We start from the raw sequence: 12,826 nt of genomic DNA, 5'->3' as shown, positions 1-12,826 counted from the left end.
TTTTTTTAAGCCTTCCCTTTGGGAAGGTTTGGATGGGCGTTTATTTCAATAATTCATAAACTCCTGCAGCTCCTTGTCCAGTTCCAACACACATAGTTACAATACCATATTTGTTTTTACGTCGTCTCATTTCATTCAGAAGTTGAACAGATAATTTTGCTCCTGTACAACCAAGTGGATGACCCAAAGCAATTGCACCTCCGTTTACATTTACAATATCTTGGTTGATATTTAACTCACGCATAACAGCCAATGATTGTGATGCAAAAGCCTCATTTAATTCAATTAAATCAATATCATTAAGTGTTAAGTTCGCTTGTTTTAATGCTTTCGGTATTGCTTTTACAGGTCCTATTCCCATAATTCTAGGTTCAACACCTACTGCAGCAAAAGAAACCATACGAGCAATAGGTTCAATATTTAGTTCTTTTACCATTTCTTCGCTCATTACTAATAAAAAAGCTGCACCGTCACTCATTTGACTAGAGTTACCAGCCGTAACAGTTCCACCTTGTTCAAATACGGGTCTTAGTTTAGATAATGCTTCAATTGAAGTTCCTTTACGCGGACCTTCATCAACTGAAACAGCATAATTCTTTGTTTGTTTTTTACCGTTTTCATCTAAAAAAATATTTTCAACGGTGATTGGAACTATATCATCATCAAACTTGTGTTGAGCTTGTGCTTCTAAAGCTTTCATATGAGAACCAAAAGCAAATGCATCTTGGTCTTCACGAGAAACTTTAAATTGAGTTGCAACTGCTTCAGCAGTTAAACCCATTCCCCAATAATAATCTTCGTGACCTTCTTTGGCAGATTTATAATTTGGAACTGGACGGTAACCACCCATTGGAATATAACTCATACTTTCAACACCACCGGCAATAATACAATCGGCCATTCCAGATTGTATTTTAGCAACTGCAATACTTACAGTTTCTAACCCTGATGCACAATAACGATTTACCGTCATTCCGGGAACATCTTCAATTTTTAATCCCATTAATGAAATTAAACGTCCCATATTTAAACCTTGTTCGGCTTCAGGCATGGCGTTACCAACAATTACATCGTCAATTCTTTTTTTATCTAACTGAGGTATATCTTTTAATAAATGTTCAATAGTTTCAGCGGCCAATTCATCAGGTCTTTTAAACCTAAAAACTCCTCGTGGAGCTTTACCCACTGCTGTTCTATATCCTTGTACTATATATGCTGTTTTCATCATTTAGTTTTTAGTTATTGGTTTTTAGTTGTTAGTTAATTTGATTAAGACTTCGACTCCGCTAAGTCACACCAAACTTTTAGACTTTTTAACTTTCAACTTTTAAACTCTAGTTACGTAATGGTTTACCTGTTTTTAACATATGCTCAATACGCTCTAATGTTTTGCGTTCAGCACACAAACTCATAAAAGCTTCGCGTTCAAGATCTAGTAAGTATTGTTCTGAGACCAGAGTAGGCTCAGATAAGTCTCCACCAGCCATTACATAACCTAATTTATTGGCTATTTTTTGATCGTGTTCTGAAGCAAATTTTCCATTCACCAAACTATCTGTTCCAACTAAAAACATACCCAATGCTTGTTGCCCATAAACTTGAACTTTTTTAGGAACAGGTTGTGTGTAACCGTCTTGAAGCATTTGAATTGCATGGCGTTTTGCTGTTGCAATTTGTCGGTCTTTATTCACAACAACAATATCTTTATGTTTTTTAAAGAAACCTAAATCATACGCTTCGTGAGCTGAAGTTGCTACTTTGGCCATTGCAACATTGATAAAATAATCCCGTAATTTATTTAACTTAACGTCATCTTTTAATAACCCTTCGGAAGCTCTTAAAGCCATTTCTTTTGAACCAGCACCTCCAGGAATAATTCCAACTCCAAATTCAACCAAACCAATATAAGTTTCTGCAGCGGCTATTACTTTATCGGCATGCATACTTAATTCGCAACCACCACCAAATGTATATCCGTGTGGAGCAATAATGGTTGGACATGATGAATAACGCAATCTCATTACGGTATCTTGAAAATATTTGACTGAGAAATTTAATTCATCATATTCTTGTTCAACAGCCATCATAAAAACCATTGCTAAATTGGCTCCAACTGTAAAGTTTGCAGCTTGGTTTCCAAGAATTACAGCATCGTATTCAGTTTCAGCTAAATCAATCCCTTTATTAATGGCTTGTAAAACTTCGCCACCAAGTGTATTCATTTTAGATTGAAATTCGATGTTTAAAACACCATCTCCTAAATGTTGAATGGATGCTCCTGAATTTGACCAAATAGTTTTTGCCTCTCTTATATTATCAAGAATTATAAAACTATCCTGACCAGGGATTTTAACCTGCTCTTTTGAAGCAATATCATAATAATACTTAGCTCCTTCGCAAACTGTGTAGAACGATTTATGTCCGTCAGCAACCATTTCAGTTACCCAATTTGCAACAGGAATGTTTTCGGCTTGCATTAGCTCAATACCTTTTTCAACACCAATAGCGTCCCAAATTTGGAAAGGTCCGTGTTCCCAACCAAAACCAGCTTTCATGGCATCGTCTAAACGGTATAATTCATCTGAAATTTCAGGAATTCTATTTTGAACATAGCCAAACATTGCGGCAAAATTCTTACGATAAAATTCACCTGCTTTGTCTTTTCCTTTTACCAACACTTTAAAACGATCAATAACTTTATCAATAGTTTTGGTAAGTTCAAGCGTTGCAAATTTTGCTTTTTTACTTGGTTTGTATTCCAGTGTTTCTAAATCTAAAGCTTGAATAGATTTTTTTCCACCTTCAACTACTTTTTTATAAAAACCTTGGTTTGTTTTGCTTCCTAACCACTTGTTTTCCATCATTGTATTAATGAAGGAAGGCAGTTTAAACAGTTCGTGCGACTCGTCGTTAGGGCAGTTTTCATAAATACCGTTGGCAACATGTACTAGTGTATCTAAACCAACTACATCAACAGTTCTAAAGGTCGCAGATTTTGGTCTACCAATAACAGGCCCAGTTAATTTATCAACTTCTTCAACAGTTAAACCTAATTCTTTTACCTGATGAAATAAACTCATGATTCCAAATATACCGACTCTATTTCCAATAAATGCAGGAGTATCTTTTGCTAAAACCGAAGTTTTTCCTAAGAATTTCTCTCCATATAGCATTAAAAAGTCAGTAACTTCTTGCGAACAATTTGGACCAGGAACCACTTCAAATAATTTTAAATAGCGTGGCGGATTAAAAAAATGTGTTACTGCAAAGTGCTTTTGAAAGTCTTCACTTCGCCCTTCATTCATTTGAATGATAGGAATTCCAGAAGTGTTTGAAGTTATTAATGTTCCGGGCTTTCTATATTTTTCAATCTTTTCAAAAACCGATTTTTTAATGTCTAAGCGTTCAATAACCACTTCAATTATCCAATCTACATCTTTAATTTTATGTAAATCATCGTCTAAATTTCCTGTTGAAATTCTACTCGCAAACTTTTGGTTGTAAATAGGTGACGGTTTTGATTTTAAAGCGGCCTTTAAACTGTCGTTTACCAATCTATTTCTAACAAATTTATTTTCAAGTGTAAGTCCTTTTGCTTTTTCGGCATCGTTCAGTTCAAACGGAACAATATCGAGCAGCAAAACTTCAACACCTATATTTGCGAAATGACAAGCAATACCAGATCCCATAATTCCGGAACCTATTACGGCAATTTTTTTTATTGGTCTTTTCATGTTAAGTTTATTTTATTTAGTAGGTATAGTATCAAAAATTGATTTCTCTGCAATTAGCTTGTTAATAGTTTTGGTTACTTCAAAAAAGTTTTCAATTTGTTGAGCGGTTAACTGGTTTTTTACAGTTTCGTTGAATTGAATTACATATTGTTTTGAAGCATTTCTTTTTGTTAAACCAAAATCTGTTAATTTTATAAGTACGCTTCGGCCATCATCGGGGTTTTTTTCTCGGTAAATAGCTCCCTTTTCTTCCATACTTTTTAAAATTCTAGATAAACTAGTAGGTTCCATTCCCATTTGTGGTCCTAATGCAGTTGAGGGAGTTCCATGTTCCTTATCAATATTCAACAAAACAAAAGCCATAGCCATAGTACTATCATGTTTTACAGCCTGTTCATTATACATTTTAGCTACCGCTTGCCAAGTGGCTCTAAGTGCGTGATCTATAGTTTGTTCTTTTTGCATTTACCAAATATATAAAAAAATACTATGCACGCATAATAAATAATTAAAATTTCTGTTTGTGTAGGTTTTGTTTGGTTTTTTAAAAAAAAATAGATAAGTTTAAAAAACTAAACTACAAAATTAAAATATTATGGCTTCATTAGAATATGTTGGGAAAATTATAAAGCAAGAAAATATAGATACAGTTAATGAGAACATACTACAAAAAACTTTTGTTATCAATGTTCAGAATGCATATGATTCCTATTATACAAGGTTTACAGATGTTGAAAAACCCGATTCCATTATTTTTGTTACCAAAACGCCGAATTCATTTGAGAAAATTTTAAGAGTTACCGCAGGTATTAATAGAAAGTATGGATTGAATTTAGATGGCGCTAAATGTGAAGTAAAAATAGGGGCAAGAAAGTTAAACGGTATTCGTGTAAAAGGGATTAATAGATACCCAGATATTGCTCAAGTTCAACAATATTACAAAGATGAAGGGTATGATTTTGCTAAAAGTGAAAAATTTAAAAATACAGATTCTTTAATACGTATCAATCGATTTTTTAATATAGAAAAACTAGCTGAAGGAATTTTTAAATCGAATGTTGAAGACGACGTTTATTACGTTACCGTACCAAGATATATGACTTGGGACGAATTTAGAACTATTACTTTTGAAATTAAGAATAATATGTCTGATAAAAATTATGATATAGCTAAAGGAATTGTATACATAGACGGAGGTATTAAAGAGTTTTTACGTATTGTAAAACCTAAGTTCACATTAGAAAGTATTCAATTAATTAGAGATAAGTACATTCAAAAACTTCAAGAATAATTTCAAAATACTACCAATTTCTCGTAAAGTAAGTTTATTTTCGTCTGTCGAATTAAAAACGAACAAATGAAAAATGTCTTAACTGTTGAGAGCGTATCTAAAACCTACGGAAAATATACAGCTCTCAACAATGTTTCAATTTCAGTTCCCAAAGGAAGTGTTTTTGGATTACTAGGTCCTAACGGAGCTGGAAAAACTTCATTAATAAGAATCATTAATCAAATAACATTACCCGATAGTGGTCGTATTTTATTGAATGGTGAAAACCTGCAACCACACCATGTGCTTGATATTGGGTATTTGCCTGAAGAACGCGGTTTGTACAAGCGGATGAAAGTTGGGGATCAGGCTTTGTATTTAGCACAACTAAAAGGAATGTCTTATGCTGATGCTAAAAAGAAACTGAAATATTGGTTCGAAAAATTCGAAATTACAGAGTGGTGGCATAAAAAAATTGAAGAGCTTTCAAAAGGAATGGCGCAAAAAGTACAGTTTATTGTTACGGTTATGCATGCTCCAAAATTGTTGATTTTTGATGAGCCTTTTAGTGGTTTTGACCCTATTAATGCCAATTTAATTAAAGATGAAATTTTAAAATTACGTGATGAAGGTGCTACCATTATATTTTCAACCCATAGAATGGAATCTGTTGAAGAATTATGTGATTATATTGCTTTAATTGATAAATCGAATAAAATTTTAGACGGAAAATTAAACGATATTAAACAAGAATTTAAAACCAATCAGTTTGAAGTTGGTTTAGCTTGTGAAAATAAAGAAGTACTTCTGCAAGATATCAATGCTCAATTTTTAACACAAAATTCACCAACACTATCTTTTAATGAAGATGTGCGTTTATTGGTGAATTTAAAGGAAGAAGAATCCTCTAAAGATTTAATTCAATTCTTAAATAACAAAGCACAAATAACTCATTTTACTGAAATTATTCCGAGTGCAAATGATATTTTTCTAAAAGCCGTAGCTAACAATGAATAAGTTAAAGTTAATTATCAAAAGAGAATTTTTAGCAAAAGTTAAAAATAAATCGTTCATAGTTATGACTATTTTAAGTCCGCTTTTAATGGTAGGTTTTATCATGTTAATGCTATTTTTAAATGAAAAAAATAGTGAAGAAATTAGAACCATTGCTGTTGTTGATGAATCTGAAATATTAACATCTGTTTTTGAAGATACAGAAGCTACAAAGTACATTAATTTAACTAGTTTAGGTTTAGATGAAGCAAAAGTAAAGACGGAAGAATTGTATTATGGTTTGGTATATATTCCAAAAAACGATTCATTAAAAAATCTTTCCGAAGGAATTTCATTTTATTCGGTTGATGCACCAAGTATCAATGTTATAAGTAGTATTGAACATAAATTAGAACGTAAAATAAGAGACCTTAAAATAGAACAATTACAAGTAGACATTGCTCAAATAAAAGCAGCTGAAACCAAGGTAAGCATTGCTTCTGAAAATTTTACAGGAGAAAAATCTTCAAAAGTTGGTAGTATTCTTCGTATGATTGCAGGTGGTGGCTTTGGTTATTTAATTTTTATGTTCATTATTATTTATGGTACCTCTGTAATGCGTAGTGTTATTGAAGAAAAAAATAGTCGCATTATTGAAGTTATTATTTCTTCAGTTAAGCCTTTTCAACTAATGATGGGGAAAATATTGGGGAATGCTTTTGCAGGTATTTTACAGTTTGTAATTTGGGCAATTTCCGCAGGTTTATTAATGTATTTAGTTTCGTTAATTTTTGGGGTTGAAGCAACAACTTCAAGTACTGCGATGGGACAAATGAATCCTGAAATGATGCAGCAGGTTCAAGACTCAGCTTCAAACAATGATTTACAAATAGCTTTTTTAGAAATGAAGAATTTACCAATTTTAACCATCTTTTTTTCATTTATAGTCTATTTTTTAGGAGGTTATTTAATTTATAGTTCCATTTATGCTGCAATTGGCGCTGCTGTTGACAGTGAAACAGATACGCAACAATTTATGTTGCCAGTAATGTTGCCTTTGGTTATAGCTATTTATGTAGGTTTTTCAGTAATTGAAAATCCACACGGACCAATTGCAGTTGCGTTTTCATTATTTCCGCTAACATCTCCAATAGTGATGCTTATGCGAATTCCTTTTGGAGTTCCTTGGTGGCAAATTTTAACGTCTATGTTTTTATTAATTATTACCTTTATAGGAATTGTTTGGTTTGCAGCTAAAATTTACAGGATAGGAATATTAATGTATGGCAAAAAACCAAGTTATAAAGAGTTGTATAAATGGTTAAAATATTAAAAAGGTGAATAAAATTAACGAATTTTTAAATTACACTTTTGATTTCACAGATCAAGTTCATATCTCTGTAAAGGCAATGTTAGTAGTTGCTTTGGCTTTTTTTATTACAAATAATATATTAAAATTTTCCAGAAAAATTATTAATAAACGGTTAGAAGAAGGTGACAAAGGTAAATTTAAAACGGTATTTACTTTTTTAAAATATTTTATTTATGTACTGGTAATTATTATAGCTTTAGAATCTTCAGGAATTCAAGTAAGTGTACTTTTAGCAGGTTCAGCAGCTTTATTAGTAGGACTTGGTTTAGGGCTTCAAACATTATTTCAAGATATTATTTCAGGTATTTTTATTTTGTTGGATAAGTCATTGCACGTAAATGATATTGTTGAAATTGATGATAAAGTAGGAAAAATATTCGAAATTAATTTAAGAACAACACGGGCGGTTACTATTGATAATAGAGTGTTAATTATTCCTAACCATGTGTTTTTAACACATAGTTTATTTAACTGGACTCAAAACAGTGTGGAAACCACAGAAGTCTTAACTGTTGGAGTAGCTTACGGTTCTGATGTTGAAAAGGTTAAGCAATTATTAATTCAAGTGGCAACTGAGCATTCAAGAGTTTTAAAAAATCCAAAACCAGATGTGTTATTTATGGATTTTGCTGATAGTGCCTTAATATTTAGGCTAGTTTTTTCAATTAATAATAGTTTTGCACACCTTAAAATTAAAAGTGATTTACGCTTTGCTATTGATAAAAAATTTAGAGAACAGAAAGTTCAAATACCTTTTCCACAAAGAGATATTCACCTTTATAACAATAGCGAAAAATAACATATAAATTAAAATTAATAATCTTGGAACGCTTTTTGAATAAATACAGTGAAATATAATTCAAAAGTCAATAACCAAAAACACCACTACATGTCTAAAATATTAATAATAGAAGATGAAGCGGCTATTCGCCGAGTTTTAACAAAAATAATTGCTGAAGAAAATGATTCGTATGAAGTTGAAAATGCCGAAGATGGTTTAGAAGGCTTAGAAAAAATTGCAAAAGCAGATTTCGATTTAGTTTTATGTGATATTAAAATGCCAAAAATGGATGGTGTTGAAGTTTTAGAAAAAATTAAAAAGCTAAAACCTGAAATTCCAGTAGTGATGATATCAGGTCACGGAGATTTGGATACTGCCGTAAACACCATGCGTTTAGGAGCCTTTGATTATATTTCAAAACCACCAGATTTAAACCGTTTATTAAATACTGTTCGAAATGCTTTAGATAGAAAAGAGTTGGTGGTTGAAAATACCTTGCTAAAGAAAAAAGTGAGCAAAAAATATGAGATGATTGGAGAAAGTGAAGCCATTACTCATATTAAAAATATGATTGAAAAAGTGGCGCCAACGGATGCTAGAGTTTTAATTACTGGACCAAATGGTACGGGTAAAGAACTGGTAGCTCATTGGTTACACGAAAAAAGTGACAGAACAAAAGCGCCAATGGTTGAAGTGAATTGTGCAGCAATTCCTTCGGAATTAATTGAAAGCGAGTTGTTTGGTCACGTTAAAGGTTCTTTTACCGGAGCAAATAAAGACAGGGCAGGAAAGTTTGAAGCAGCCAATGGAGGAACAATTTTTTTGGATGAAATAGGAGATATGAGTTTATCTGCTCAAGCCAAAGTTTTGCGTGCTTTACAAGAAAATAAAATTTCACGAGTGGGTAGTGATAAAGATATTAAGGTAAATGTAAGAGTAATTGCTGCCACTAATAAAGACCTAAAAAAGGAAATTTCTGAAGGTAATTTTAGAGAAGATTTATACCATAGATTGGCGGTTATTTTAATCCATGTACCTGCTTTAAATGAAAGAAGAGAGGATATTCCACATTTGGTAGATTTCTTTTCTAAGCAAATTGCTTCTGAACAAGGAACAGCTACAAAAACATTTTCAAACGAAGCAATAGCATTATTACAAGCCTACGATTGGACAGGTAACATTCGTGAACTAAGAAATGTTGTTGAACGGTTGATTATTTTAGGAGAAAAGCAAGTTTCTGAAAATGATGTTCGGTTATTTGCAAGTAAATAATAAATAAAAAGGAGGCATTTAAGCCTCCTTTTTATTTATTAAATCCCCATAAATTTTTCGAATAATTTATAAAACTTCTCAGGCTCTTCTAAATATGGATTGTGACCGCTTTGTTCAAACATTTCAAAAGTGGCTTGTGGCATAAACAGTTTGTACTGCACATTAAATTCAGGAGTTGAAACGCCATCATATCTACCAGCAGTTATTAAAGTTGGAGCGGTTACATTTTTTAGTTTTCTTCTAAAATCAATATCAATCATATCACCGCTTACTTCAAAATCGCCATCACGACCAATTATTTGAGCGTACACATCATTATTCCAGTTTCGGTATTTTTCTTTTGGTGAATTTCCTCTTATTTTAGTGTTGTGGTAATAAATATATTTTGTTGGAAAATCACCATATACTCTCATTAATTCTGGGTCGCTTGAAACATAACCTAGTGTTCTTAAAGAATCTACTTTTACCCATTTTTCAGGAAAATGTTTTTTTGCATATTCATTATAACTATCACAATTGGCTTGCCACATCAATCCGCTATGGAAACCAGAAATAAGCACTAGTTTATTGGTGCTTTCAGGATATTTAATCGCATAATTTTGAGCAGGTACTGTTCCGTAGGAATGACCAACTACTGAAATTTTGGAAAAACCTAAGTGCTTTCTAATTTTTTCAATTAAATCGGTATCGTTTTCAACAGAATATTCTTCCTTGTTTTTTGCATTGTCAGATTTTCCTCTTCCTAAAAAATCAAAAAAGACTAAGGTATTTGTGTTATAATAATGTCCAAAAGCACCTTGCATATAATCGTGAGAATTTCCTGGTCCGCCAGGTAAAAAAAAGATTGGATCACCTGAACCTTTTACTTCAATATTAATTTGATATCCATCAATAATAATAAATTTTGATTCATATTTTTCAAAAATATCAGAATCAACTTGGGCGTTTAAGGTTCCAATACAGATAAATAGGATTATAAATTTTAAAGAATGATTCATACGTTTATATTTTAGTCAAATGTATTGTTTTTTGTTAAAACTATTGATTTTTGCCATTAATAAAATAATATAAAACTTGAAGTTTTGTTCCATTTTTTAGTATTTTGTAAAAAATAAATACAGCTAAAAAAATGAATACATACAAAGTAAAAAAAACAATTAATTTAAAAAATATAGCTACAAAAGAAGTTGAAGAAAATGCAGAAAAGAAACTAAAAAAGGTACGTAAAAAGCTAAGTAAACTTCAAGATACCATGTATGCTGAAGGTAAATATGCCGCTTTAATTTGTTTGCAAGGAATGGATACTTCAGGAAAAGACAGCTTGATTCGTGAAGTTTTTAAAGAAGTAAATGCGCGAGGTGTTGAGGTACATAGTTTTAAAGTACCTACTGAAAATGAATTAAAACACGATTTTATGTGGAGGCATTATATAGCTTTACCTGCAAAAGGTAAAATAGGTGTTTTTAATAGAACGCATTATGAAAATGTGTTAGTTACACGTGTGCATCCCGAATATGTTTTTAGTGAAAATATTCCATCAATTAAAAGTATTGAAGATTTAAACGAGGATTTTTACAATAGCCGAATGGAAGCAATCAATAATTTTGAAAATTTCATTGTAAATAGCGGCACCATTGTTTTAAAATTTTTCTTACACCTTTCTAAAGAAGAACAAAAAAACAGGTTGTTAAGAAGGTTGCGTTTAAAACAAAAGAATTGGAAATTTTCACCAGGAGATTTAAAAGAACGAAAATTATGGGACAACTACCAATTTTGCTATCAAGAGTTGTTAAATAAAACCTCAAAAAAACAGGCGCCTTGGTTCGTAATTCCTGCAGATGATAAGCCAACAGCACGTTTAAGAGTTGCTGAAATTATTTTAGAGAATTTAAAGTCTTATAATTTTAAAGAACCAGAACTTGCTGAAAAGTATCAAGTTCATTTAAATGAATACCGTACACAACTAGAAAACGAATAAATTTCATCATTAAATATTTGTTAAAAAGTAAGGAAAACCTCTTTAGTTATTTTGTGAATCGTAAATTACAAATCGTATATTTACAACTTAATATTACTTAAAAAACTATGGAATTAAAGTTAGAAAAACCAATTATATTTTTTGATTTAGAAACAACAGGAATTAACATTGCAAAAGATAGAATTGTAGAAATTTCAATATTAAAAGTATTACCTAACGGAAACAAAGAAAGCAAAACTTGGTTGGTAAATCCAGAAATGGAAATACCTAAAGAAGCGTCAGACATTCACGGAATTACAAACGAAAAAGTAGTTACAGAACCAACTTTTAATGAGTTAGCTTTAAAAGTAAGTGAAATGATTAAAGGTTGTGATTTAGCTGGTTTTAACTCAAACAGATTCGATATTCCATTATTGGCAGAAGAAATGTTAAGAGCCAATGTAGATTTTGATATGAAAGGTAGGGTAGCTGTTGATGTGCAAGTAATTTTTCATAAAAAAGAAGAACGAACTTTAAGTGCTGGTTACAAATTTTATTGTGAAAAAAGTTTAGAGAATGCACACTCGGCCGAGGCAGATACAATGGCAACTTATGAAATTTTAAAAGCTCAGTTAGATAAATACGAAGATATTGAAAATAATATTAACTATTTAAGTGAGTATTCAACCTTTAAAAAACGTTCAGATTTTGCCGGTTTTATACAGTTTGATGATGACGATGATGAAATTTTTACGTTTGGAAAATATAAAGGTCAAAAAGTAGCTGATATTTTGAAGAAAGACAAAGGCTATTATTCTTGGATTCAAAATGCAGATTTTCCGTTATATACCAAAAAGGTTTTAAAAGAAATTAAAGAACGAATGTTTCCTCGTAAAGAGAAAAATACATTGAACGATTTACAAAATAAATTCAATCAAAAATTATAATTATGTATTTGAATTTTGAAGATTTAGATGATGCTGCAAGAGTTTGGGTTTACCAATCAAGCCGCGAGTTTTCTGAAAATGAAGTTGAAGAAATTAGTTTAAAAATTGAAGCTTTTATTCAGAAATGGCAACGTCATGGTGAGGATTTAAAAGCTTCATATCAAGTTAAATACAATCAATTTATTGTAATTGCTGTTGATGAAATTTTTAATAATATTTCAGGTTGTTCAATTGATGCTTCAGTAAACTTTATAAAAACACTTGAAAATGAATTTTCAGTAGATTTAACCAATAAATTGAATATTTCATTTAAAGATGATAGCAATATAAATATTGTTTCAATGGCCGATTTTCAAAAATACGCAAAGCTTCAAAAAATTACTTCAAACACCATTGTTTTTAACAATATGATTACTTCAAAAAGTGATTTTAAAACCAATTGGGAAGTTCCTGCTAGTGAAAGTTGGCACAAGCGTTTTTTAGTATCTTAAAAAGTAACA

The 12,826-nt window shown here is 31.3% G+C and carries 12 protein-coding genes; 8 read left to right on the top strand and 4 right to left on the bottom strand.

Going from position 1 to position 12,826, the window contains the following annotated elements; all coding sequences use genetic code 11:
* Window positions 1–40: 40 nt before the first annotated feature.
* From CHB67_RS08630 to CHB67_RS08620, 3 genes are all read right to left on the bottom strand, one after another.
* On the bottom strand, window positions 41–1,225 hold the full coding sequence (locus CHB67_RS08630) for a thiolase family protein (RefSeq protein ID WP_089381360.1): 1,185 nt from the start codon (window positions 1,223–1,225) through the stop codon (window positions 41–43).
* 109 nt (window positions 1,226–1,334) lie between these two features.
* The gene (locus CHB67_RS08625) at window positions 1,335–3,734 is read right to left on the bottom strand and encodes a 3-hydroxyacyl-CoA dehydrogenase/enoyl-CoA hydratase family protein (RefSeq protein WP_089381359.1); all 2,400 of its coding nucleotides are present in this window, start codon (window positions 3,732–3,734) and stop codon (window positions 1,335–1,337) included.
* 12 nt (window positions 3,735–3,746) lie between these two features.
* On the bottom strand, window positions 3,747–4,199 hold the full coding sequence (locus CHB67_RS08620) for a MarR family winged helix-turn-helix transcriptional regulator (protein WP_089381358.1): 453 nt from the start codon (window positions 4,197–4,199) through the stop codon (window positions 3,747–3,749).
* 130 nt (window positions 4,200–4,329) lie between these two features.
* On the opposite strand from CHB67_RS08620, the gene CHB67_RS08615 reads away from it, so the two are divergent.
* The 5 genes from CHB67_RS08615 to CHB67_RS08595 all read left to right on the top strand — a co-directional run bounded on the left by CHB67_RS08615 (window position 4,330) and on the right by CHB67_RS08595 (window position 9,422).
* Entirely contained in the window at window positions 4,330–5,025 is a 696-nt protein-coding gene (locus CHB67_RS08615; protein WP_089381357.1) for a hypothetical protein, read from the top strand.
* A gap of 66 nt (window positions 5,026–5,091) precedes the next feature.
* Complete coding sequence (locus CHB67_RS08610) at window positions 5,092–6,021, top strand: ABC transporter ATP-binding protein (RefSeq protein WP_089381356.1); 930 nt, start codon at window positions 5,092–5,094, stop codon at window positions 6,019–6,021.
* On the top strand, window positions 6,014–7,330 hold the full coding sequence (locus CHB67_RS08605) for an ABC transporter permease (RefSeq protein ID WP_089381355.1): 1,317 nt from the start codon (window positions 6,014–6,016) through the stop codon (window positions 7,328–7,330). The genes CHB67_RS08610 and CHB67_RS08605 overlap by 8 nt, the downstream gene beginning before the upstream one ends.
* 4 nt (window positions 7,331–7,334) lie before the next feature.
* The gene (locus CHB67_RS08600; RefSeq protein WP_245813473.1) at window positions 7,335–8,168 is read left to right on the top strand and encodes a mechanosensitive ion channel family protein; all 834 of its coding nucleotides are present in this window, start codon (window positions 7,335–7,337) and stop codon (window positions 8,166–8,168) included.
* Between the two features lie 90 nt (window positions 8,169–8,258).
* Window positions 8,259–9,422: a sigma-54-dependent transcriptional regulator gene (locus CHB67_RS08595; RefSeq protein WP_089381354.1), complete on the top strand. Its 1,164-nt coding sequence runs from the start codon at window positions 8,259–8,261 to the stop codon at window positions 9,420–9,422.
* A 38-nt stretch (window positions 9,423–9,460) separates the two neighbouring features.
* Here the strand turns inward: CHB67_RS08595 and CHB67_RS08590 are convergent, their stop codons facing one another.
* Window positions 9,461–10,420: an alpha/beta fold hydrolase gene (locus CHB67_RS08590; RefSeq protein ID WP_089381353.1), complete on the bottom strand. Its 960-nt coding sequence runs from the start codon at window positions 10,418–10,420 to the stop codon at window positions 9,461–9,463.
* A gap of 131 nt (window positions 10,421–10,551) precedes the next feature.
* On the opposite strand from CHB67_RS08590, the gene CHB67_RS08585 reads away from it, so the two are divergent.
* The 3 genes from CHB67_RS08585 to CHB67_RS08575 all read left to right on the top strand — a co-directional run bounded on the left by CHB67_RS08585 (window position 10,552) and on the right by CHB67_RS08575 (window position 12,817).
* Entirely contained in the window at window positions 10,552–11,400 is an 849-nt protein-coding gene (locus CHB67_RS08585; protein WP_089381352.1) for a PPK2 family polyphosphate kinase, read from the top strand.
* A gap of 107 nt (window positions 11,401–11,507) precedes the next feature.
* Window positions 11,508–12,326 carry a 3'-5' exonuclease gene (locus CHB67_RS08580; RefSeq protein WP_089381351.1) on the top strand — a complete coding sequence of 273 codons (819 nt, stop codon included), beginning with the start codon at window positions 11,508–11,510 and terminating at the stop codon, window positions 12,324–12,326.
* Between the two features lie 2 nt (window positions 12,327–12,328).
* Complete coding sequence (locus CHB67_RS08575; protein ID WP_089381350.1) at window positions 12,329–12,817, top strand: ABC transporter ATPase; 489 nt, start codon at window positions 12,329–12,331, stop codon at window positions 12,815–12,817.
* The last annotated feature ends 9 nt before the right edge of the window (window positions 12,818–12,826 follow it).

Source organism: Lutibacter agarilyticus, assembly GCF_900188235.1.
GTDB classification, from domain to species: domain Bacteria; phylum Bacteroidota; class Bacteroidia; order Flavobacteriales; family Flavobacteriaceae; genus Lutibacter; species Lutibacter agarilyticus.
The sequence above is the reverse complement of the archived record's forward strand: the minus strand, read 5'-3'. Positions and strand labels throughout refer to the sequence as shown.